Raw genomic sequence first — 23,219 nt, forward strand, 5'->3', positions numbered from 1 at the left:
AAGTGGCTAAATGAATGCAGGCTGATTGCTTTGTTTTAAGTAAGGAAACTCTTTGTATATCAGTAGAATAAGGAATCGTTCGGAAGGCTGAGGATGCAGGTGAAAGGATATGTAATCGTCTACTTTTTCACAAACCCGCCGAAGGCTTTCCCCTTTCATGTTTTTCCGGGCAAGATCCAGATAGTTGGCGATCACGGCCAGTTTTAACAGGTCAAAACAGGTATCCATAGGCAATACCAGGAACTCATTCAGTTTGGATAAGAATGCGTCGTGCGCCTGCGCGAAGAATGACCGTTTCAGGGAAATAAATCTTCCGATTACTTCAAGATGGTCGTTCGAAATTTCAAAATGACCTATATCCCTGAAAATGACTTCATACAAGGCCCGTTCTTCTGCTCTTTGGGAATGTGCCAAAATCGTTTTAGTCGTATTCAGCATGACATCGTCGATACCCCGCTGCCTGGAATAACCATCGTGATCAAACATGCCAGTTTGCCACTTTCCGGGCAGGGAGGTATAGTCGTTGTAAACCAGCGCTTTCAAAATTCCGTTGTGCAGTTCAAGCGCCTGGCAGACCCGACCGTCCTGCAAGTGAATTTTAGCCAGATTAGGAATCTGATCCAATATTCTCCTGAATGCCAGGAAAGCGGCTCCCTGATTTTCGAGGCGTTCGGATAGTTCCAGACCTTGGTTCAGATGCGCTACCGCTTTGGCATATACGCCTTTTGAATAATAGAAAAAAGACCAGCCCGAATGGTAAAACAGCCTCGCGTATAAATGTGCATTTCCCGTGAGCAATGCCAGCCCCGCATCCGCCCGTTCGAAATAGCCCAGCGAAAACTTCCACGACTTCGTTCGGGCCACGTTCACTGCCTCGGAATACCTGTCAACGACCTCCACCGCCATTCTTCCGGGCTCTTCTCCCAGAAACCGGTAAATTTCGTTCTTGTCAAGGCGATTAATGCGCGTTTTTCTTTCGAATTCCAGCAGCTCGCTTTGCTCGCCGGAGACAAAAGATCCCGCCAGTTTTTCCGAAAGACCGATGATGCCGCTTGCTTCCATGGTTCAGTTAAATCTCTTTTGGATTTGTTCCAGACTTTTCATTCTGTCTGAATGCGAGGTCAACAGGTCCGTAAATATGAATTCATCTACTCCGAAAGTTTCCTGATAATTGGCTATTACATCATAAAACCGATCGGGGCAGCCCATGTGACAGTGCTCCGGATGCTCCTTTTCACTGAACTGATCATTCCTGCCAGGCTTATATCCTTCCAGGCACACGCCTGAAATGGCCAGATTAATTTTGGGGGCATATCCGAATGAAGCCTGATACCGCTCTTTGAATGCCTGCATCAGCTCTTTATGCGGTTCCAGGTCGGCTCCCTTGTGAAATAACGAGCGGGAGAAATTCATTTCTTTCCGCAGCGTACGGTCTAACCCGTTCAATGAACCGCTCATTCCCCACAATTCCGGCACGGCAGCTTTATAGGGAGGCAAAACGATTCCGTCGCCATCATCAAAGAGCTCATCCTCATTTCTCAAAAAAAACAGTAACTCGTCCAGGGACTTATCGAAACCTGCTTTGATATCTTTTGAACTGTCTTCCAGCGCATACGCCTTCACTTTGTCACTGACACGCCCGTTTACCACGCCGAGATCGATCCGGTTGCTGAACAGGCTGTTGAGCAACTTGAACCGCGCAGCGATATGAAAGGGCTGATGGATAGACAGTAAAATACCGGCCGTCCCTATCCGGATGTTTTTGGTGGCGGAGGCAAGCACACCAATGAGCGGTTCGGGGGTAGTCCAGGCGTGTGTTTTATGACCGTAGTAATGCTCGGCGAGCCATATTCTTGCAAAACCCAATTGATCCGCATGCTGAGCGTACTCCACCAAATCGCTGAGTATTTGCAGGCTATTGGTGGTGCCGCCCCGCAAGCCAAAGTCCAGGAGTCCTAACCTTACGTTTTTCATAGCTCAATACAGTAACATGATTTTTTGCCACTCGTTATATTGAGGATCTTCCAGCGCAAACCGCGCCAGCGCGATACCCGACAAACCACTCAAAAAGGATACATCCGTCGCTGCGTCGTCGTGAAGTATCTTGTCCTGATATTTCTCAGTCTCATTCTCCCAAAAAGCGACACCACCCTCGTAGCCTGCATACATCTCATGATCAAACTGTTTCAGATGCTGAAATATCAGCGCAAGGCTGCTGGATCCGTGACATAAATGCGGGTTGTCTACCCATGTCTCAGTCTGCGTTTTTCTCTTTAAGCACCTGCTTCCCAACCTGCCGGCTATCGAAATCCAGCCGGGATTGCCGAGCACACTGCCTGCGCGGTAAAGCAACATGACCTGATTCAGATCTCCATAGCACCATCCCATTCTGTATGTATAAAACCCCACATTCTGAGGGTCTTCCGCCGGTAACGACAGCATTTGATTGGTAGGAAAAATGCTCTTGTCAAGGTCCTCCTCATTTTCGAATTTCGCCAGGGAGAGCATGTAACCCACACCCCGCTCAACGGCATCGCGGATTTCGTTTTGGAGCAACCCCTTTTCGTACACGCCCAGCAACCCTAGCAAAATGCCCGGAAGCCCGTGGACGAGACCAAAATTCAGATCATCTTCGACAGTGAATTTGAGCTTTCGGTAGATGTATTCGTTTTTGATATAATCTATCCCGGCTGGTCTGCTGCTTAACAGTCCCTGCGCCAGGGCAGTAATATGCTCCCTTACGGTTTGGTTTGCGACGTCACCCTCGCACAGATAAGTCAGCGCGCCTAACGCACCATGCATGTAGTCAAAGTTGTGATGACCAATTTCCAGCAAAGCCCTTTTGTAGATCCGCTCGTCCAGCTCTGTCTTAAAATCGTCGTACTCGGCGCCGATCAATTCGTATTTTTTTAGCAGGAACAGCACCCAGCCCAGCCCCGTAAACCCGGCTGATAAAGAAATGGAACCTGTCAGCCCCGAAGGTGTTCCTATTCTTTCAATGACTTCGTTCAGTTTCTTTAAGGCTTTGTTTTTAAATTTCACATCGCCTTCCAGAAGGAATGCATGCAGGTAAAACAATACGATACCCAGCTCGCCGGCATAAAGTCCGTCACCTTTTGTCGCATTTAAACCGATTTTATGATCGACCAGATGAATCAATTCGGTCGAGGAATATGCTTCTGTTTTTGCAATTGGGTCCAAGATCATGTTATTGTCTTTTAAAGTTTTCCTAAATGAGCATGGTCGGTAGTGGCAAGTCTTTGTCCAAAAAACACATCAAACCGATCCCTATTCCTGCAATTCCTTCATGAAAAGCAATGTTGGTGGATAGGTAGCCTTGATTGTACCTGGCCATAAACCCGGCCGTTTCGTTGTCGAATTTTCTCTGCCGGATAGATTCCGCATACCAAAAATCCGCGGTGCTTCGCAGTTTCTCCTCCCCTGTTGCGGTGTACAGCCAATCAAATCGAAGCGCCAGTCCGGTAGTGCCATATAAAATACTGGCATCGCTTACCCCACAATCGTCAAGCATATGCCTGATGCAGCAAAGATCCAAAGTCCGGTCGACGGCATTCTTTACATCTTCCCTTTTTGTAACCTTCCAGGCATTCCATAAGCCGCATGCAACGGACAAATCTCCGTCCAGCAGCGCATTAGCCTTGTCCATGCTTCCTGCCTTTGCCGGAAAATAGCCCGGATCCGGCTTTTGTTCATGGTGAAGGAGGAAGTCCGTTGCCTGGTCGATGATATGGTGACAGTCGCCCGGACGGATATTGTTCTCATAAATCGCCGATAACAATGTGATCACCCTTGATGAACCGCAAACCATTCCCAGATAAATTCCATCTCTCTTTGCAAACGGCCATTTCCAGGAGTACCCTTTTTCATCTTTGATCGCAAACTTTTCAAATGCATCTACCAGGTCTGTTAAATGATCGGCCGTCTGCGGATTCACTTGTACTCTCGTTAGGAAATACTCCCCGGCGAACATCGCACCAAAGTGATTCAATTCTCCCTCCTGTATTTTCACCCGCATGAAAACACCAATCTGCTTGTCCAGCTTGTCTAATATCGCTGCATCGATCCGCGTGAGCAAGCCTTCATTTTTAACAAACTGAACAAATAAGCCTATTTCAATAATCTCTCTGAAGTAGAATATTTTATCATCGTATAATTTCAATGAAATCGCGTTAATACTTTTTTCAACATATTCGATCGCGAGCGACGCATACTTTTCATCATTCCTGAATTTGGAATAGTAGGAATAGAATAATGCGACACTCAGCAACCCGCTGCCATAACCCGCATATTTTAAATGGAATGCATTCCGATCAAGGGCGGTGCGGATGTCGTCGATCACCTCACTAGTACATTCTGCCTCTCTGATCTTCATTGCCCATTGATTTTTCTTTGATTTTCTTCACTGTTTGCTTCCCGAAATTGTAGCTGAACGAGAGCTGTACCCGGCGGGTGTCATAGAAATTATTGACCGTCATATTTACATTTCCGTAATGCGACGTTCCTCTCCACCTTCTTTGGCGGAAAACATCGGAAACACTCAGCTTGATATTGCCATGCTGATTGAAAATCTGTCTGCCGATACCAAAATCAAGGCTCGAAGTACTTTTCAGTCTGTCGATGCCTTCGAGCCTCGGCGTTTGATAGTAAAACAAAACCTCTCCTTTCCAATGGTTCGGCAAGCTGATCGTGTTGATCATCTGCCCGTAGCCACTCCATGCGGCGTTGTTGAAAGCCACGTTTTGGTTCAATCCGGCATCGTTCAAAACCGTGTAGCCGCCATACAATGTCACGCTGCTGTTCACTTGCTTTAAAGGATGGAAAGGGAATACCAGGGAGATCGAGTACTGGTCCTGGCTATCCATATTCTGGTACAAAAACGTAGTCACCTTCGTCTCGTCATTAATCTTGGGAATGTCGAACATCGCATTTTTAACATGCGTGTATCCCAGGATGACGTTCAGCTGCTTAAAGGTCTGCGTGAATTCCAGGTTGTTGTTATACTGCGGTGTAAGCGCAGGATTGCCCTGCCGGATGGCATACTTTCCGGAATAGGCCACAAATGGGATCAGGATAGAAAATGCGGGACGATTGATTTTTCTGCTGAAAGAAAGGGCCCATTGATAATTATCCGACGGTTTGCTATGGATCAAAAATGAGGGAAAGAAATTCAGAAAGTCCCTTTTTCCCACATGCTGAACATCCGATTTGGTCTGCTCCGCACGGATCCCGCCGTTAAGCTTTATTTTTCCGATTTCCTGCGAAAAGGCAAGGTATCCGGCCAAAATCGTTTCCTCATATCCCGATCGCGCAAACGGATTTTCTATCGGTGCCTCCACACCATTCTGGATCTGGAACTGGTCGATCGAATTGTCGGAACGGGTATACATCCCTTTCACGCCTACTTCCAGTGAGGTTTTATCACTTATATCGTAATTGTAATCCAGCTGAGAAACCAGGAGTTTGATATCCGCGCCATTCGCAGTGTTGATGCGGGTGTCGCTGTCTTCAAGCCTGGCACGATTGGCGTCAAAGTCGTAGTAAAAAATGTCGGACAGGCTTGAACTGTTGTATTTGCTGAATGTGCCGATAAAATTCAAACTGCTTTTGCTGTACTTCCCTTCGTAGTAGCCGCTGTAATTGTAGAGGTGATTTTTACTTTCCCCCAGCGTTTTACTCACAGTACCGTTCAGCAGCGGGCTGGCTTCGTTTACCAGGAAAAACTCCGCGGTCTCGCCGATATTGTCGGTCCGCTTGTCATGGGTATTGTCGAATGTAAAGCCTACCGTATTGGCCTTGTTTAAATTATAGGAAACTCCTGCGCTTACCGGCACCGTATTTCTCTTGTAATTATGGATACCGTCGTTCTTAAATAACTGGTTATCCGACCGGTACAAATTCGTCAGATGCTGGTTGTTTTTTCCATCGTAATAGCTGTAACCCAGGTTCACGAACATCGAAAATTTGTCGTACCGGTATCCCAGGTTCAGCCGTGGGCTCCACCGAAGCCTTTCACCCTGAGAAACCCGGCCGTCGAACTGCCCGGTAAATCCGTTTTGTGTTGCTTTTCTTGTAATAATGTTGATCACCCCGCCGGAAGCTGCCGCATCGTACTTGGCCGACGGGTTTGTGTTCACCTCTATTTTGACGACATCTTCCGATTTCATATTCGAAAGCATCATGGTCAATGTTTCGCCATAATAGGGCTTGTTGTCTATCAATACCAGCACATTGGTCTTACCACGCACGGAAATTCCGCCGCTCATGCCTACGTTAACCAGCGGCACCACGCCCAGCAGCTCTGTTCCGCTCCGGCCTTTTGACAGGATGCTGTTTTCGAGATTCACGACAATTCCGTTCGGTTTTTGCTCTACCAGTGGCCTGGCACCCTTGACGACAACTTCGCTAAGCAATTTCTGATCGGTAGTCATAGTCACATTCCCCAAATCGGCCACTGCGTGTTCCGCGTCCACCTGAATGGGCCCTCTGAATACCTTCTGATATTCGATGGAGGTAACGGTGATGATATATACGCCGGACTTCACGTTGGCAATTTCGAAATAGCCCGAGGTATCTGTCAGCGTTCCCTGCACCAGGCTGGTGTCTCCGGAAGTGTAAAGTGTAACAGAAGCAAACTCCACAGGAGCTTGACGGCTCCCGTCGATAGCGTGACCTTTGATCGATCCGGTCTGCGCATTTACAGACAATGCGTTTACCAGAAACGCAGCGATGAAAACCAAATATCTTCCCATACCGCTCTTCATTTTAGTTATTAAGTCAAAAACAACATAGCAATTCTACCTGCTATACGCGACCATATCAATTTTAAGCGATTAACGTCCTCTTTTTTGCGACGAACGGCAATTCGTTCATGTATTGCCGTTCGTCGCAAAAATTTTCCTAACCGGTGGCTGGACATTTAGTTTGCAAACATGATTTACGACGCAAATACAATGGTCTGTTGGTCTAGCGGTAGGACGTTTCATTTTCGATGAAAAAACAGAGGTTCGAATCCTTTACAGATTACAAACATTTAAAAAAGATTACACCGGCTTTAAATGTGATTCCTAACTTTTCAAACAAAACTTTTTCAATCATGAAAGACGAAAATCAAAAACCAGCAGAAGAAACAACTAAGAAATTGATCGAAGTTGCAAAAGAAAAAATCACCGAACTGGATGACGACCAATTGGAGAAACTTGCAGGAGGAGCCGTCGATCTCGAAGCTGGAACCGGTCAGGGAGCTTGTTCCTGCCAAAATCACTCATGCTAATCAAAAGCACTACTTTCATTGGTTACCTGCATCGTAAAATATGTAGGTAACCAATAAAGTTTCAGGAACATGTATCAGTCAAAAAATAAATTGCTTCGATCATGAAAGATAAAAATCAAAACCTGCCGGAAGAATCAAAAATCAAGTCGATCGAAATAGCAAAGGAAAGGCTTGCCGAGCTGGACGACGATCAGCTGGAAAAACTTTCGGGAGGTGCTAATGACAATGAACAAACGACCATGAGTGCCTGCTCTTGTCAAACGGTTTGTCAGACAATATAAATTTATTCGGATTGCGGAACAATAACCCGTTCGTCTAGTGGAAAGGCATTCATTACCATGAAAAACAAAGGTTCGATTCCTTTACAGGCTGCAAACATTTTTTTAAACATAAACTATTCAGGATCATGAAAGACGAGAATTTAAACCAATCGGGAAATCCGGAAGAAGACAAAGACAAAATTATTGAAGTAGCCAAGGAAAGGCTGAGTGAACTGGATGACGAACAGCTCGAAAAGCTATCGGGTGGTAGCGTCGACGTAGAAGATGGCAGCTGGGTTGGATGTAGCTGCGACCGCCACTCCTGCAACTAATAGCCTAATGAATTTCATTTAAATACATATCTAACTTTAACACTTTAACTTTTACGATCATGAAAGACGAAAACGCAAATCCATCGGAAAACGCAGACGAAACAAGAAAAAAAATCATTGATGTTGCGAAAGAAAAACTCAATGAACTGGATGAAGATCAACTGGAAAACCTGGCCGGAGGATCTGTCGATCTGGAAGCCGGAACCGGTCAGGGTGCCTGTTCCTGCCAGAATCACTCCTGTTAATCCACATTCGAGCCAGGTGCCGCTTACAGCACCTGGCTCGATTCGTAATGCACGACCGTGTACGCCATTTAAAGTCCGGCTGAAATTCTTTTTCTGGTGAGATTACCTAAACAATAGTTCTGTTCGCAATGACTGGCATCGATTTCAAAGACCGCTTTCTTCTGAGAAAACCCCTCCTTTCCATTGACCAGCTGATGGCTTCACAAAACCTGGTGCAAGAGAAAGGGCATAACTACCTCATCCCTTTTATGAGGGAGACATTCTCCGCACCATTGTTCCAGGAAGCCATCTACACGGCATCCACCGACCTTTACCAGGAACTCGTCAAATGGCTAAAACTGCCTGAATCGCAGACGGATAATGATATCAAGCTGGCGACAAGCCTGTACAAATACTATACACGCATGTGTATGCGAAGCACACCCTACGGCCTCTTTTCGGGTTGCTCGATGGGATCGTTCCACGATTTGGAACACACCAGCTTTCGCGTCAACAATGAAAATATCCGCAAGCGCTCTCGCCTGGACATGAACTACCTGGCCGAGATAGCTATATTTATTGCTCAGGATGAGGAGATTAGGCCATATCTGATTTACAAACCGAATAGCAGCATGTACAGGCTTGGCGAAAACCTTCGTCTGGTGGAATACAGGCTTAAAAATAAAAAGAGGAACTACTCCTCCTGCCGGATAAAGAAAAATTACCTGATCGATCTGGTGGTCGAGCGGGCTACCGGTGGCGCATTCATATCTGAGCTGGCCGCTTGCATGGACAATGAACTAGATTCAATTACAGCAACCCAGTTTATCAATAACCTAATCGATAGCCAGATCCTGGTCAGTGATCTGGAACCTACGCTTACAGGTCAATCCTTTTTTAACTATTTGCTGGAAAGGCTCGCAAAAATCCCTGCCGCGGAAAAGTACCTTGCCTTCCTCAACGATATTAACGACACACTGGACAATGACAAACGGTCGGTATCTCATTACGTTGAACTGCATCACAAAATCATCAAGTCATTTCCTAATACATCCGGAAAGGATTTGGTTCAGACCGACCTTTTTTTCGACGACACGAACCTTAAAATAAGTGCGAAAATTAAAGAAACACTCTCAGCGCAGGTTTTGGAATTATTGAAGGTTAATTTCAAAGCAAAAAACGAAGATCTCGACACATTCATTACCAATTTCACGGCCCGCTATGAGGGCGAAGAAATCCCGCTGGCGATTGCCCTGGATAATGAATCCGGAATCGGATATGGTATTAGTTCAAGAAGAATATCAAACCATATGCCCTTACTGGATAATCTGAGCCTGCCCGAGAGGAAAAAAACACCATCCATGGACTGGTCGGACAGGAATAGATTTATTTATCAGAAAATTCAGCACGCGAAAAAAAGCAAAGAATCAGTCATATTGATCAATGATAGTGATTTGCAATCATTGGTAGAAAAAGACAGCAATCCCTTGAATTTTCCGCCAAGTATGCAGGCATTTGGCACGCTCCTGACAAGCAATGGCGAGTCGCTGGATGAAAATAATTTCGTATTCGACCTCACTGTGCTGGGTGGTAAATCATCCAATAATATCCTGGCAAGGTTTGGGCTTGATTCCGAAAGTATATCCGATGAATTGAGCAGCACCTGCCGCTATGAAGAAAATTCGACTCATAAGATTATTGCAGAGATTGTTCACCTGCCGCAATCCAGGATCGGCAATATTTTAATGAGACCACATACATTCAAATATGAAATTCCATATCTGGGCCAGTCTTCTGTTGCAGAAGAATTTCAAATACCAATCAGCGATTTAATGGTTTCCGTGTCGGGAGACCGAGTTGTATTGAGAAGCAAAAAATTAAATCAAGAAGTTCTGCCTGCACTTACCAATGCGCACAATTTTGCGAAAGGGCTGCCTGTGTACAAATTTCTTTGTGATTTACAATTTCAGCAATTAACCCAGCCATTTGCCTGGGCATCCGCTATTGATCAGGAAGAAATATATATTCCCCGCATTCAATATAAAAACATTATTCTGAGGAAGTCTCAATGGACTTTAAAAAAGGAACATTTTGATGTATCAGGGGATATATTTAAAGCATTCAAGAAATTTAAGGACGAGTACAATGTCCCCAGGTTTGTGCTGCTGGCACAAGGTGACAATCAGCTTTTAATTGATACTGAGTCTGAAAATGCATTGGCTGTTTTAAAAGGATATCTGTCAAAAGGTGATATTAAATTGGTTGAATTTTTGCAAACACCTGAAAACTGCATTTTAAAAGACAATCATGGCAACAGGTACTGCAATGAAATCATCTTTTCCATACTCACACGGAAAGAAAAAACGTCGGCACCAGGCATTCAAAAAAATCCGGTAATCGGGGGAAAAAGAAAATACACCATTGGAAGTGAGTGGTTATACGTAAAGATTTACGCCGGCACCAAAACAGCGGATAAAATCCTTACTTCCCTGATCCGGCCCTTGTGTAAGGAGCTCATTGAAAACGAAACAATCGACAAATGGTTTTTCCTTCGTTACGCCGATCCGGAGGACCATATCAGGATCAGGTTTCATAGTAAAAAGGCGAATTTCTGGCCGGAAATTCTCATGAGACTGAATCAGGCATTGCAGGTTTCCATTGAAAACCGGGAAGTGCACAAATTTCAGGTAGATACTTATAACCAGGAAATAGAGCGGTATGGTGCAGAAACGATGGAAATGAGCGAATTGCTCTTCTATCACGACAGTCTCGCAGCCATCAACTTTCTCAATCTGATTGAGGGCGAGGAAGGTGAAAAGTATCGCTGGCTCTTTACCCTGCGCAGCATCGACATGCTATTTTCGGATTTCTCGCTCGATTTAAAAGAGCGGCATGACGTAATGCTGTTCATGTCCCAAAACTACTTCAAAGAGTTTTCCGGGAACGACAAACTAAAACATAACCTGAACCAGAAATACAGGGAAAACAGGCATTTAATCGAAAATATTCTGAACCCGGAAAAGGATCAGCCTGTGGTGAAGCACGCTGCCACATATTTCCAAACCCGGTCCGGCATGAACAGGGCTGTTCTGGACAACCTGCATTTGCCCCTCGCCCAAAAGGAGCGCCTGCTTTACAGCCATATTCATATGACTTCGATCAGACTGCTCATTGCCGAGCCAAGAATGCAGGAGCTGGTGATCTATCATTATTTGTCCAAATATTACGAGTCGCAACTTGCCCGCGCCAAAAGCGTGAAACACTATGCTGCTGAAATAGTTTAAAGTGCGTGAAAGCATGAAGCATATGAGGAAAAATCTACTCTTGGGGCTGCTTTTGGCATGCTCATGCTGGCCTGGGGCATCGGCTCAGCAAAGAAAGATTACCGGCAAAGTAACAGCGGCCGACGATGGGGGCGACCTTGCGGGTGTTTCCGTGGTGGTCAAAGGCACCGGCGCGGGCACCAACACCGGCTCGGACGGCACTTATTCCATCGGCATCCCGGCAGGTGCTGCTACGCTGGTATTTAGCTTCGTGGGAACAGCCACGCAGGAAATCGAGGTCGGCAACCGGAATGTAATTACGGTTGCGCTGCTGCCTGACGACAGGAATCTAGAAGAAGTGATCGTCACCGCGCAGGGGATTGCCCGGGAAAAACGGGCATTGGGCTATGCCGTCACCACGATTGACCAGAAGGCGATACAAGACCGGCCGCAAGCGGACATCGGAAGGATATTGCAGGGTAAGGTCGCGGGATTGAATATTACCTCCGTATCGGGCGTTTCCGGCACAGGCACCAATATGACGATCAGGGGCTACTCTTCCATCACCGGCTCCAATCAACCATTGTTCGTAGTCGACGGCATACCATTTAATTCCAGCACCAATTCCCGGGGCGGGTTCACCGGCGGAGGACAGTCGGCATCGAGCCGGTTCCTGGATATTGATCCCAACAATGTCGAGAAAGTCACTGTTCTGAAGGGGCTGGCGGCCACCGTTACCTACGGAGATCAGGGCAGGAACGGGGTCATACTGGTCACGACGAAAAACGGCAGCAAAAAAGCCCGTCCTGCCGAATACGCCATTACGCAATCCGTATTCGCCAACAAAGCACATCTTCCGCGGTACCAGAACGACTATGTGGGCGGATTTCAGCAAAACCTCGGCTATTTTTTAAGTAACTGGGGCCCATCCCTGCAAGAGGCCGCTACCTATCCTTCGCAAAACGCCAATCCGGCACTGACCACCCATCCTTACGCGTTCCTTACCACCTCGGGAGGACTGCGGGATGCGATGGCCGCCTACGTGGCTTCGGTAAGTCCCTATCAAATGCAGGTATTTCCCGATAACGTGAAGGATTTTTTCCGGACAGGAAAAATCTCCAATACCTCGCTGAATATATCGGCTGGGGGAGAGAAAGCAGGCTTCAACATGTCAGCCGGTTATAACACCGAGCAGGGATACATACCGGAAAACGGGCTGAAACGGCTTAATCTGGGGCTCGGGCTAAATGCACAGCTGAGCAAAAAGCTTCATGTGATCAGCTCTTTTAATTTTGTCAATACAGACCAATACGCACCTCCGTTAAGCGGCGGCGACGGAAACAATGCCCTCGATTTCCCTTCCGTCATGGCCAATGTCCTGTTCACGCCGAGGCAAGTCGACCTGATGGGCTGGCCGTTCGAAAATCCGGTAACCGGGGGAACGGTATATTTCCGCAGCAACAACGACGTTCCAAACCCGCGGTGGGTTTTAAAAAACTACAAGACGACCAGCGTGATTAACCGCGTCTTTGCTTCCACGCTGTTTAACTACCAGCTTGCGACGGACTTTAACCTGATCTACAAGGTCGGGATGGACACTTATACCGAAAATCAACGGTATATGCTCAACAAAGGCGGGGTAACTTTCGTCAACGGCTTTTACTCCACTTTTGACATCAGTAACAGAATTTGGGATAACAGCCTGATCCTGACCTACGCCAAAACCATCAGCGATAACCTTTCCTTTTCGGTCAAGGCAGGTGCAAACATGCGAAATGACCTGCATGAAGGCAAAGTTACCACCAGCCAAAACCAGCTCGCCAGAAGCCTTTTCCGGCACGATAACTTTATCGACAATTCGGCTTCCGATTCGGAATGGGAGGAAACGCGGATGGGTATTTTCGGAGAAGTCACGGCAGATTTCGGAAATGTGATCTTCCTGAATGTCGCGGGACGAAACGACTGGACATCGACGGTGGAAATCGCCAACCGGAGGATTTTTTATCCCTCGGCCAGCTTATCGTTCGTTCCAACTTCTGCCTACAAGGTGATGGAATCCGATTTTCTCAATTTCCTGAAATTAAGGATCGGTGTGGGTACGTCTGCGGGCTTTCCTTCACCTTATAGCACCAGGAATACGCTGGACCAAAATGCCAGGGCGTTTCTCAGCAGCAGCAGGGCTTCCATTCAGACCCATTCCGTTAATAATTACCTGGGCAACCCCAATCTCAGGCCGGAACTGCATACCGAATACGAGGCTGGCATGGAAGGCAGGATGTTTCACAACAGTTTGTCTTTCGACCTGACGGTATTCCGCAGAAATACGAGGAATCTGATAACCAATTCTCCGCTCGATGCATCCAGCGGCTTTACTTCCACGACCATCAACATCGGCAAGATCCGCAACGAAGGAATAGAACTCAGCCTGAGCGCGACCCCTGTCAAACGCGGGGCATTCTCCTGGGACCTGAACCTCGTATACGCACGTATCCTCCCGAAGGTCCTCGACCTGGGCCAGACATTGGAAGAGGTGCAGATTGCAGGCATCGGGGCAGGGCTTGGTAACTATGCCATGAAAGGAAAACCATTCAACGTGATCAAGGGCACCGGTTTCCGACGTGACGAAAATGGCCGGCTACTCATCGGAAGCAACGGCTATGTTCAGGCCACGACAACACCGGTTATCCTGGGGGATCCCAACCCTGCATTCACCACCAGCCTGGCGAATACCCTGACATTTAAGGGAATAAGCCTGGATGTCATGGTATCCTACCGGCATGGCGGCGCGATCTACTCGTCTGCGGCCGGCGTGCTGATGGGACGCGGCCTGCTGACAGATACCGGGCTCAAAAATGGTTACGACCGTGCTCAGACCTTTATCATTCCCGGCGTAAAGGCAGACGGCGCACCGAACAACTCCCAGGTTACGGCTTCGGATGTCGCCTTTAACAACATTTATTTTTCCGCGGACGAGGGCCGGATTTATGATGGCACGACGATCCGGTTGCAGGAACTTTCCCTATCCTACCAATTGCCGGCAACCATCGTAAGCAAGCTTAGAATAAAGAGAGCCTCTGTTTCCCTCACCGGAAACAACCTTTGGTACAAGGCGGTCCATTTCCCCGACGGCCTCCATTTCGACACCGATAATCTGGGACTGGGCGTCGGCAATGGCCTGGGTTTCGAATACCTGACGGGACCCAGCGCAAGGCGGTATGGCGCCACCCTCAGGCTTAGCTTTTAAGCATACGAACGGGTCTTCGCCGCTTGGTCCAGCGAAATCTGTTCCAAAACATGACACTATATGTTACGTACCACAAAAACATGCTTGCTGGCCGTACTGTCGCTTCTTGCAAGCTCATGCTCACTGGATTTGCTGGACAACCCCAATGCGGTCAATGTCAGCAATACAGACATGCATTATCTTCTCAACCGGATCGAATTGGACTATGCTTCGCATTTCAACCAGATGGGTGATTCGGGAATGCGCCTGACGCGAATGCTCAACCAGGGGACGGCTTTTTATGACAATGCAGTGTCCCCCGGAACATTTGACATCGCCTGGACGAATGCCTACGCCAACATCATGACCGATGTTAAAACACTGATCCCGATCGCCGAAACGTCCGGATTCTTTATCCATGCCGGCATTGCCCGTACCATCAAAGCCTCGGTCCTGCTGAACCTGGTCGACGGCTTCGGCGACATTCCTTACAGCGAGGCGCTTGATATAGTCAATTTTAACCCCAGGACCGACCCGGGGGCATCGGTGTACGAAGCGGCTTTAACGATACTGGACGAGGCGATCGCCAACTTTGAGATGACGCCGCGGTCTGGCGCGCCCGGGGACCTGTACTATGCCGGTAATGCGGCAAACTGGATCTCTGCTGCCAATTCACTGAAACTAAAAGCATTGCTGAACTTAAGACTGACTAACAAAGCGAAGGCTACGGCGGGTATCGCCGGTTTAATAGCGGATGGCCGATTGATTGCCGCCAGTGGCCAAAACTTCCAATTCAAATTTGGTTCGAACCTGACCAACCCGGATACCCGTCACCCACGCTACGCCGACCAGTATTCGCCAAGTGGCGGTGGCGACTATCAGGCCAACCATTATATGGCGGCGCTATACGCGTCCAAGAGTTTTCCTGATCCGCGGATCCGCTACTATTTTTACCGGCAAACGATTGCCAATCCAACGGACGTCAACGCATTAAGATGTATAAACGACCGGAAACCGGCACATTATTCCGCTTCTGATGTCTATTGCCTGCCTACCCCCGTCGGTTATTGGGGCCGCGATCACTTAAATGACGAAAGTATGCCACCGGACGGGTTACTCAGGACTGCCTGGGGGCTGTATCCCGCTGGCGGGCTGTACGACAATGATGCCGGGCGGGCAGTTTCGCTGGGCGCCGGCGCCGGAGGGGCAGGGATCCACCCGATCATGCTGCGGTCGTACGTCGATTTCATGCTGGCCGAGGCGGCGCTTACACTGGGTACCGGCGGCATCCCACGCGAATTGTTGAAAAGTGCGATCGAAAAGTCGATGGCCGACATACGGAGCTTTGCCCTGGCTACCATTGAAAATGCGAAAATCGCAGAATTTGAAACAGCGAAACAAATTGTGTGGGCCGATGAGGTGACCAGTTATATTAATCTGGTACTGAAAGCGTACGACGCGGCCGCGACGGACCATGCCCGGCTGAACATCATCGCAACGGAATACTGGCTGGCGCTATACGGCAATGGCGTTGAAGCGTACAACCTTTATCGAAGAACAGGAATGCCTTCCAACATGCAACCCGCCCTGCAGGTTAATCCGGGCGGCTTTGCCAGATCGTTCTACTACCCGACTTCCTTTGTAACCCGGAATGCCAACGCGGTGCAGAAATCCAATGCTGCACAGGCAGTTTTCTGGGATAATAATCCTGCTCAAATTTTCAAATAATCATGACAACACATACACCGAACCCCAGACAATGCGGGCTGTCGCTGAACATCAAAGGCATCCTGCATTCGCTACTCATTTTCGGCCTGATGATGCTGATAGGCGGCTGCGACTCTCCGCTCGAAAACGACCGGATCGATGAATTCGCGCTTGAATCGGGAGGGTATATGCGCATTGTCTCACCCTACCCGGTGACCGCATCCAGCTTTTCGTTCAGCGTCGGCAATATGAAGGGAACAAAAATGGAATGCCTCCATGAAGCTGTTACGCAAAATAAGGGTTCCTTATTTGAGTCCTATCGGCTTGTGATCAGTTTTGTCGACAATACGCCTGATAACGGCGTCAATCCGGTATCCGGCAAGGCCTTTCGGTCTATCCCGGCTTCGTCCTACGCTTTGGATGCCTCGACCGGCTATCCAAGGGCGACCATGATTATCACCGGGCAGGAAGCATTGGAAGCCGTGGGGTTGGATTTGACGAAGATTGCGGCCGGGGACCGTTTCGAAATAACAGGAACGATGATACTAACCGACGGCAAATCCTTTTCAGCCGCCAACACCGCGATCGATATTACGGGCGGAGCGTTTTACAGTTCCCCGTTTTTCTACCGTATTGCGGTCAAACCATGAAGTCCTGCGCAGCAGATTTATGCAATTCTTCTATTTTCCCCGCTGAATACCTTTGCGCAGCCTCACCAAAGGCGACCATACGTTCGATACGAAAGGCTTTTGGGCACCGCAAATGTTCGGGGATAAAGGCACTTATTGACTTACACGGCCGATGAGCAAACCGTCCTGGCAGGGTCGAAATCGCTGCTGGGGCCGTACAGGCAAAAAGGTATCGAGTCCCTGGGTAAAGTATGCGGGTAACCCCATCATCCACCGCTCTATCGTGGGCGAGAATGGGTCCGGGCATGGTCGGCCCTAGCAGGTCGCGCATTGTGGCGATTGTGAAGCAGTGGAACGAAAAAGCGGGCGTTTACACGTTCAGCGTGAAAGGAAATGAGGTGATTGTGCCGGTAATGCGTGAAAAATGATCGCTGGATAGTTCAAAAGGATCCGAAGGCGTACGTTGCTTTGGCAAATCCAGCAATATTTGTATCTTGCTGACTACAAATCAGTTACTACTTCACATTGGATACACTTTCACCATGCACAAATTTTCCGCTATCCGCTTTTTTTCCGCTGTTGCGCTGTTTGCGCTCGCCTTGGTGATGTCCTGCACCGAAGACCATGTTGTGCCCGATCCGGAACCGTCCGCTAACTGTAACCGCCTCAACGGGCAACCGCGTGCATTTCCGTGCGAGTTTGAAATGCGGAAGCTTGAGTTCATGTCAGGCAGTTCCAATACCGTCGCGTTCGCGACGCTCACGCCTGCTGACTCGCTTTTCAGGATTACCGGCCCCTATTATTCGTGGAACAAGACGGGCACCGAGGATTGGGTTGTCCGATACAAAGTGCGGCTGACTTTCAAGCGGATCGCGGATGGGCCACAGGGAAAAGACAACAAATATTATCTGTACATGACGGTAGGCGGGATCGATACGGAAGACTTTTTGAACTGGGGTTCCGACATCAACACGGAAGGCATGGCCGTGGGTGAAGAACGCTCCCAATTCTTCCTGATGGAATATAATCTGAACCCCTGGACTTCCATCACTGCCTACATGCGCCTTTTGGCGCTTATTAACCAGGATACTTACGAAACACTGAAAAAAGCGCCCTACAACTACCAGGCAGTAAGGGACCGTGCCGAATCATGGATCCGGTTCAAGGCAATCGATTAGGGAGAAGTCTTTTACATGCAGGTTACCACCAGAGTTTTTCCTCCTTCATGAACCCCGTAGCCGTCAGCAGCTGCATGAGCATGCTGGTGACGAGCATGGCGCGTACCACGATGAAGGCCGCGCGATAATCCGCCTGGGGTTCCAGAACGATCACAAAATAGTAGAGGGAAATGTTGGTCGCCACGAGCAACACGAATAGTAAAATCTTGTTCAGCATCTTCTTCTGTCTTCTTCTTCGGATTTCTAACACGAAGATAATAAAGCCGTTGCATTTCTCCCGCGCCTTCGAATGGGTGCGGGATTTTTTTAACGGAAAGATAACAACCAACCTCACCGACCGTTCCCAGACGAACGGGGAGTGTCCGCTACCGGACGCCGAGGCGTCTCATATTTTTAACAAATACCTGATTATAAGAACATTAATTATCTGGCAGGCTATTTGAATGAACGAATGTCCGATAGCAACTACTAAACGGACCATGCTTAAAAACTATCTCAAAATCGCATTCAGGAACCTGCTTCGGAATAAGGCATTCTCGGCGATCAATATTCTAGGTCTATCGGTGGGTATGGCGAGCGCGTTGCTGATCCTGTTCTGGATGTACAACGAAATCAGTTACGACCGCTTCCACAAGAACAAAGATTACCTGTACGAAGCCTGGAACCGGGGAACTTTCGATGGCAAGCTGCAATGCTGGAACTCCACGCCGCAGGTGCTTGGTCCGGCGCTGAAACTCGAATACCCGGAAGTAGCCGCCATCTCGCGCCAGTACGGGCGGTGGTTTGTCACGCGCGTAGGCGACAAGAAGATTTCCAGCGAAGCGCTCTTAACCGATCCGGCTTTCCTCACCATGTTCGACTTTCCGCTGGTGCAGGGAAGCCCGCAAAGCGCCTTGAATACGCTCAATTCGACGGTGGTTACGCAAAAAATGGCCATTAAAATGTTCGGAACCGAAGACGCGATCGGAAAAGTGATCTCCATTGATCAGGATAACTTCACGGTGACGGGCGTCATGCGCGACCTGCCGCCCAACACGGCGTTCAGGTTTGAGTATATCCTGCCTATCGACTACCTGAAAAAAATAGGATCGGCCTACGAAGACTGGTCGACGAATTCCGTAAAAACCTACGTACAACTGAAACCGGGCAGCAATCCCGAGGCGCTCGCCGGGAAAATACGGGACATTACGATCCGGCATTCCAACAAAACGGAGGAGCACGAGGTTTTCCTGCATCCCATCACGCAATGGCATTTGTATTCCAATTTCGAAAACGGGAAAGTGGCCGGCGGACGGATCGCCATTGTGCGCTTGTTCGGCATTATTGCGGTATTCATTCTGCTGATTGCCTGCATCAACTTTATGAACCTCAGCACGGCCCGGAGTGAAAAGCGCGCGAAAGAAGTGGGTATCCGCAAGACAGCCGGCGCCAACAAGGGGCTGCTCGTAGGCCAGTTCCTCGGTGAGTCGATCCTGATCGCGATCATCGCAGGCTCCATCGCGCTCATGGCGGTATACCTTACATTGCCTGCATTCAATTTACTGATTGGCAAACAGTTGGAGGTTCCGGTGAGCAATCCGGCATTCTGGGCCGGGGCGGTTGCATTCATATTATTTACCGGGATTGTCGCGGGCAGTTACCCGGCATTCTACCTGTCGTCTTTCAAGCCGATCGGCGTGTTGAAAGGCACTTTTAAGAAAACGCATTCGGCATTCAGCCCGCGAAAAGTGCTGGTAGTGGTTCAATTCAGTTTTGCCATCGCCCTGATCATCTCGACACTCATCGTAGTAGAGCAAATCCGCCACGCCCAGAACCGCGACCCGGGCTACGACCGTGGACAGGTGGTGTATCACTGGATCACCGGCGACTTGGACAAACATTATCCGCAGGTCAAGCAGGAACTGCTCAGCGCCGGCATTGCCACTTCCATTACCAAAACCGCATCGCCGCTCAGCAGTGTCAGCAGCGACACCTGGAGTATTGACTGGGCGGGTAAGAACCAGGCTGAAAAGATCGATTTCGATATTTTTACGGAAGACGAGGACCTGGTCAAAACAGCCGGGTTGCAGCTCATCCAGGGCCGCGATATGGATCTGACGAAATACCCCTCCGATTCTTCAGCGGTGATACTGAATGAGTCGGCGGCAAAGATTATGGGTTTCAAAAACCCCGTCGGCCAGATTATCAAAGACAACGGTACGCCGTACGAGGTAGTTGGCTTGGTGAAGGATTTTGTCATCCGCTCACCTTACGACCGTGCTAGCCCGCTGGTGATCGAAGGTGCGAAAAGCTATTTCAATGTCATCCACATGAAACTGAATGCGGACAAACCGGCCGCCGAACTCATGCCCGCAGTAGAAGCCATATTCCGTCGCTACAATCCCGAATACCCGTTTGAATACCATTTTGTGGACGAAGATTATGCATTGAAATTCGAAGATACCCGTCGCATCGCCACATTGACGGGCCTTTTCGCCGGACTAACGATCTTCATTTCCTGCCTGGGGCTCTTTGGATTGGCTGCCTACATGGCCGAAAACCGCATCAAGGAAATCGGTGTACGCAAGGTGCTCGGCGCGTCGGTCATGAGCATTGCTGCATTGCTTTCAAGCGAATTTATGGCGCTGGTCCTTGTATCGATCGTCATCGCGATCCCCGTCGCGTGGTACGTTATGAACCTCTGGCTCAACGACTTCGAATACCGGATCGGCATGCAATGGTGGATATTCGCGGTATCGGGCCTGCTCGCCGTGGCAGTATCCCTGGCGACGGTCAGCTACCAGGCGATACGCGCCGCATTGCTTAACCCGGTGAAGACGCTGCGGAGCGAATAGGGACCATTATTTGAAATACATCAGTCGGAGCTGATCTTTTCCTGTAAGGCGAGGATCAGCTCCTGCTGTGTCTGGATGAGCTGGTGCAGCACCTGGTTATCTGCCAGTGGATGATGCATTTGTGAGAAGCGCACCTTATGCAGGCTAACCAGCGTCTCAATATCAGTTTCCAGGATCACCGCAATCTCCGAAAGCCGCCCGATCGTAATGGACTGCTGCTCCTCATTTTCCAGCTGCCGGTAACGCTGCTTTGAAATCCCGAGCCTTCCGGCCACATACTCCTGCGAATACCCGAGCCGGCTGCGCGCAATACGTATATTGTTCCCAATAGGAATTTTGGTCTCCTTCATAGTGTGCCGCTGATAGATTTATCCTACCGCCATAAGCACATTTCCGCAGTTTACTCCCCACCCGATTTTCAAGCGGCAACCGTCCGATTATCGAATGTAACCGAAGCCCTTTTTCGGCGTAAAAAAACTAGTCAAATGTATCATGTGGCTAGTCTTAAACTACCGCCAAAATAATGCGAATGCGGTGATTTTTGCGGGAATTTGTAATTGTATTTAGTACAAAAATCACACATGCTATGAGGAAAAATCTACTGGTCGCTACCTGCATATCGATTGGCTTGTTACTAGGCATTTCCAATGCTGAATCTCAGAACATTTACAACCAGCATAATGTTACGCAGGATGTGTTCACCTGGCATTATACAGACTCGCAGCCCTTGCGGGTGATGGAATATTCGACCGACCCGGCAGGCACGATGATCGAACGACGGATCGAAGTACTACCGGAAAATAATTTACCATCGATGAGGGTACGAGTCATTGATGACAAATTTGAAGAAGTCCCGTTCATTAACCTTCCTCCATTCAATGGAATTTTCGAAGATGGTGCTTTCGGCCTGAAGTATTCGGCAGATGCAGCTACGCTTCTTTTCGGTACGGAAGTTGCGTTCCAGGTCATCAAGGACAAATTCGGCTGGCTGGGCATTGATAACCAGGCAGTAAATAGCAAGGAAGTTATTTGGACCATCCTAAATCCCTCCAAACCCAAATTTATCGTCTTCCCCGCTTACGGACTTACAACGAAAGATTTCATCTACGCTTCGGACGGCACCGAGCCTGAAAAAATAACCATGATTGATGCTGTAACGCATGAGATTGTGCACGCCATCATCGACGCCAAAGGAAATGCAGTAATGCCGGAAGACGTAAGCCCTTGCAGTGAACGCCGCGTTCTGGAAGAGGCTCTTTGCGACATTATCGGTTTGTACGTCCGCAACGAATACGAGCAAAATTCACCTGCGCTTTATTCGTGGACCCTGGCAAAAGGCGGATTGTATCCGGGAAGATCATTCGACGATCCGAATGCGTTGCAGCAGCCGGATACTTATTATGGTAATTATTACTCCAATCAGTGCCCCGAAGATGGCGGTTTCATTGTTCACCAAAACGCAACCGTAATCGATCACTGGTATTATCTGCTGGCAAACGGCACAATCGGCACGGAAACCAACGACCTGGGCTATTCCTATCACTTCAACGGAATCGGCGTCAACAAAGCAATTCAAATCGTCTGGAACTGCCTCGATCATCTCGGTAAATACACGGATTTCAACGGCCTCAAAAAGGCTTCGCTTACGGTTACAGAACAACTCTACGGCCTGCATTCCACCGAATACCTCGCAGTCATGGACGCATGGTGTGCGGTAGGCATTTGCGATAACAACCTTGGCGTGTTCTCCATGTCACCCGCACATGGCGCCACAGGCGTGGAGCCCTGGCCAGGCGTGAAGGTAAATGTCATTTGGGAAGGAAAGCCGGCTTCCAAATGGGAGGTGCAAATGGATACCGACATTGCATTCTCCAATCCTCAGACAATCGAAATCAAGAATTTCACAACCGTCGTCAACCCGAACGGCGGCGCCTCTTATTCCGGCTTCGCCACCGGGTATTTCCAACCGGGAGCGCGCGTATATGCACGTGCGCGGATCATCGAGGCAGACCCTGATTTCTGCAAAGGATTTAATCCGCTTTGCGTACTATACCAGCAATTCGGGCCTGCACATGCCTTTGAGCTCGACGATAAAAAAGCTAAATTCTGGCACCCCTTGCCCGTCAAACACTGGGTGGCCAATCCCTGGAACAACCCCGTGATTGAATGGAAATCTGTCCCGAATGCGCAGCAATATACCTTCGAGGTGGCCGAGGATGACGCATTTACCAAAATCGTTCATGCGGGGACCGTCCCGTCCAGCGGCAATTTCACCGAA

Annotated in this window: 19 protein-coding genes and 1 tRNA gene; 13 read left to right on the forward strand and 7 right to left on the reverse strand. The window is 48.8% G+C overall.

Annotated features, from left to right (window positions below; all coding sequences use genetic code 11):
• Window positions 1-6 precede the first annotated feature (6 nt).
• From H144_RS0123435 to H144_RS0123455, 5 genes are read right to left on the reverse strand one after another with little or no spacing between them, the layout of a single operon-like run.
• Window positions 7-1,062, reverse strand: a complete 1,056-nt coding sequence (locus H144_RS0123435) for a hypothetical protein (protein WP_019944553.1) — start codon at window positions 1,060-1,062, stop codon at window positions 7-9.
• A gap of 3 nt (window positions 1,063-1,065) precedes the next feature.
• On the reverse strand, window positions 1,066-1,974 hold the full coding sequence (locus H144_RS0123440; RefSeq protein ID WP_019944554.1) for an LLM class flavin-dependent oxidoreductase: 909 nt from the start codon (window positions 1,972-1,974) through the stop codon (window positions 1,066-1,068).
• Window positions 1,975-1,977: 3 nt separating this feature from the next.
• On the reverse strand, window positions 1,978-3,201 hold the full coding sequence (locus H144_RS0123445; protein WP_169409420.1) for a lanthionine synthetase LanC family protein: 1,224 nt from the start codon (window positions 3,199-3,201) through the stop codon (window positions 1,978-1,980).
• A 28-nt stretch (window positions 3,202-3,229) separates the two neighbouring features.
• Window positions 3,230-4,393, reverse strand: coding sequence for a lanthionine synthetase LanC family protein (locus H144_RS0123450; RefSeq protein WP_019944556.1), 1,164 nt, complete (start codon window positions 4,391-4,393; stop codon window positions 3,230-3,232).
• Window positions 4,365-6,770, reverse strand: a complete 2,406-nt coding sequence (locus tag H144_RS0123455) for a TonB-dependent receptor (protein ID WP_169409421.1) — start codon at window positions 6,768-6,770, stop codon at window positions 4,365-4,367. The genes H144_RS0123450 and H144_RS0123455 overlap by 29 nt, the downstream gene beginning before the upstream one ends.
• Before the next feature lie 203 nt (window positions 6,771-6,973).
• Here H144_RS0123455 and H144_RS0123460 point away from each other — a divergent pair.
• The 11 genes from H144_RS0123460 to H144_RS0123520 all read left to right on the forward strand — a co-directional run bounded on the left by H144_RS0123460 (window position 6,974) and on the right by H144_RS0123520 (window position 18,107).
• Window positions 6,974-7,044: transfer RNA gene (locus tag H144_RS0123460), tRNA-Glu, on the forward strand.
• A 70-nt stretch (window positions 7,045-7,114) separates the two neighbouring features.
• Entirely contained in the window at window positions 7,115-7,291 is a 177-nt protein-coding gene (locus tag H144_RS34635) for a class I lanthipeptide (protein ID WP_019944558.1), read from the forward strand.
• 101 nt (window positions 7,292-7,392) lie between these two features.
• Complete coding sequence (locus H144_RS0123470; RefSeq protein WP_019944559.1) at window positions 7,393-7,572, forward strand: hypothetical protein; 180 nt, start codon at window positions 7,393-7,395, stop codon at window positions 7,570-7,572.
• A 125-nt stretch (window positions 7,573-7,697) separates the two neighbouring features.
• Window positions 7,698-7,883, forward strand: a complete 186-nt coding sequence (locus H144_RS0123475; protein ID WP_019944560.1) for a hypothetical protein — start codon at window positions 7,698-7,700, stop codon at window positions 7,881-7,883.
• 59 nt (window positions 7,884-7,942) lie between these two features.
• The gene (locus H144_RS0123480; protein WP_019944561.1) at window positions 7,943-8,128 is read left to right on the forward strand and encodes a hypothetical protein; all 186 of its coding nucleotides are present in this window, start codon (window positions 7,943-7,945) and stop codon (window positions 8,126-8,128) included.
• A gap of 272 nt (window positions 8,129-8,400) precedes the next feature.
• Window positions 8,401-11,391 (forward strand): lantibiotic dehydratase, encoded by a 2,991-nt coding sequence (locus tag H144_RS0123485; RefSeq protein WP_169409422.1) that lies wholly within the window; start codon window positions 8,401-8,403, stop codon window positions 11,389-11,391.
• A gap of 22 nt (window positions 11,392-11,413) precedes the next feature.
• The gene (locus H144_RS0123490; protein WP_026350938.1) at window positions 11,414-14,614 is read left to right on the forward strand and encodes a SusC/RagA family TonB-linked outer membrane protein; all 3,201 of its coding nucleotides are present in this window, start codon (window positions 11,414-11,416) and stop codon (window positions 14,612-14,614) included.
• A gap of 60 nt (window positions 14,615-14,674) precedes the next feature.
• Window positions 14,675-16,321, forward strand: a complete 1,647-nt coding sequence (locus tag H144_RS0123495; RefSeq protein ID WP_026350939.1) for a SusD/RagB family nutrient-binding outer membrane lipoprotein — start codon at window positions 14,675-14,677, stop codon at window positions 16,319-16,321.
• Window positions 16,322-16,323: 2 nt separating this feature from the next.
• Entirely contained in the window at window positions 16,324-16,950 is a 627-nt protein-coding gene (locus H144_RS0123500; RefSeq protein WP_019944565.1) for a hypothetical protein, read from the forward strand.
• A 230-nt stretch (window positions 16,951-17,180) separates the two neighbouring features.
• On the forward strand, window positions 17,181-17,357 hold the full coding sequence (locus H144_RS34760) for a hypothetical protein (protein WP_188982577.1): 177 nt from the start codon (window positions 17,181-17,183) through the stop codon (window positions 17,355-17,357).
• Between the two features lie 114 nt (window positions 17,358-17,471).
• A complete protein-coding gene (locus tag H144_RS0123520; RefSeq protein ID WP_019944568.1) occupies window positions 17,472-18,107 on the forward strand; it encodes a hypothetical protein in 636 nt (211 codons plus the stop codon).
• A 22-nt stretch (window positions 18,108-18,129) separates the two neighbouring features.
• On the opposite strand, the gene H144_RS0123525 is transcribed toward H144_RS0123520, so the two are convergent.
• A complete protein-coding gene (locus tag H144_RS0123525; RefSeq protein WP_019944569.1) occupies window positions 18,130-18,324 on the reverse strand; it encodes a hypothetical protein in 195 nt (64 codons plus the stop codon).
• Window positions 18,325-18,586: 262 nt separating this feature from the next.
• Between H144_RS0123525 and H144_RS0123535 the strand changes: the two genes are divergently transcribed.
• Window positions 18,587-20,941, forward strand: coding sequence for an ABC transporter permease (locus tag H144_RS0123535; protein WP_026350940.1), 2,355 nt, complete (start codon window positions 18,587-18,589; stop codon window positions 20,939-20,941).
• 20 nt (window positions 20,942-20,961) lie between these two features.
• On the opposite strand, the gene H144_RS32420 is transcribed toward H144_RS0123535, so the two are convergent.
• Window positions 20,962-21,291 (reverse strand): helix-turn-helix domain-containing protein, encoded by a 330-nt coding sequence (locus tag H144_RS32420; RefSeq protein ID WP_019944572.1) that lies wholly within the window; start codon window positions 21,289-21,291, stop codon window positions 20,962-20,964.
• A 236-nt stretch (window positions 21,292-21,527) separates the two neighbouring features.
• Between H144_RS32420 and H144_RS0123545 the strand changes: the two genes are divergently transcribed.
• On the forward strand, window positions 21,528-23,219 hold a 1,692-nt coding region (locus H144_RS0123545), incomplete at its 3' end, for a M4 family metallopeptidase (RefSeq protein ID WP_026350941.1).

This window comes from Dyadobacter beijingensis DSM 21582, from assembly GCF_000382205.1.
GTDB classification, from domain to species: Bacteria; Bacteroidota; Bacteroidia; order Cytophagales; family Spirosomataceae; genus Dyadobacter; species Dyadobacter beijingensis.

Excerpts from the sequence above, each read along its gene's own strand:
- H144_RS0123455 (WP_169409421.1), bottom strand. The coding sequence starts at position 6,770 with ATGGGAAGATATTTGGTTTTCATCGCTGCGTTTCTGGTAAACGCATTG.
- H144_RS0123470 (WP_019944559.1), top strand. The coding sequence starts at position 7,393 with ATGAAAGATAAAAATCAAAACCTGCCGGAAGAATCAAAAATCAAGTCG.
- H144_RS0123495 (WP_026350939.1), top strand. The coding sequence starts at position 14,675 with ATGTTACGTACCACAAAAACATGCTTGCTGGCCGTACTGTCGCTTCTT.
- H144_RS0123520 (WP_019944568.1), top strand. The coding sequence starts at position 17,472 with ATGCACAAATTTTCCGCTATCCGCTTTTTTTCCGCTGTTGCGCTGTTT.
- H144_RS0123525 (WP_019944569.1), bottom strand. The coding sequence starts at position 18,324 with ATGCTGAACAAGATTTTACTATTCGTGTTGCTCGTGGCGACCAACATT.
- H144_RS34635 (WP_019944558.1), top strand. The coding sequence starts at position 7,115 with ATGAAAGACGAAAATCAAAAACCAGCAGAAGAAACAACTAAGAAATTG.
- H144_RS0123435 (WP_019944553.1), bottom strand. The coding sequence starts at position 1,062 with ATGGAAGCAAGCGGCATCATCGGTCTTTCGGAAAAACTGGCGGGATCT.
- H144_RS0123475 (WP_019944560.1), top strand. The coding sequence starts at position 7,698 with ATGAAAGACGAGAATTTAAACCAATCGGGAAATCCGGAAGAAGACAAA.
- H144_RS32420 (WP_019944572.1), bottom strand. The coding sequence starts at position 21,291 with ATGAAGGAGACCAAAATTCCTATTGGGAACAATATACGTATTGCGCGC.
- H144_RS0123480 (WP_019944561.1), top strand. The coding sequence starts at position 7,943 with ATGAAAGACGAAAACGCAAATCCATCGGAAAACGCAGACGAAACAAGA.
- H144_RS0123440 (WP_019944554.1), bottom strand. The coding sequence starts at position 1,974 with ATGAAAAACGTAAGGTTAGGACTCCTGGACTTTGGCTTGCGGGGCGGC.
- H144_RS0123450 (WP_019944556.1), bottom strand. The coding sequence starts at position 4,393 with ATGAAGATCAGAGAGGCAGAATGTACTAGTGAGGTGATCGACGACATC.
- H144_RS34760 (WP_188982577.1), top strand. The coding sequence starts at position 17,181 with ATGCGGGTAACCCCATCATCCACCGCTCTATCGTGGGCGAGAATGGGT.
- H144_RS0123535 (WP_026350940.1), top strand. The coding sequence starts at position 18,587 with ATGCTTAAAAACTATCTCAAAATCGCATTCAGGAACCTGCTTCGGAAT.
- H144_RS0123490 (WP_026350938.1), top strand. The coding sequence starts at position 11,414 with ATGAGGAAAAATCTACTCTTGGGGCTGCTTTTGGCATGCTCATGCTGG.
- H144_RS0123500 (WP_019944565.1), top strand. The coding sequence starts at position 16,324 with ATGACAACACATACACCGAACCCCAGACAATGCGGGCTGTCGCTGAAC.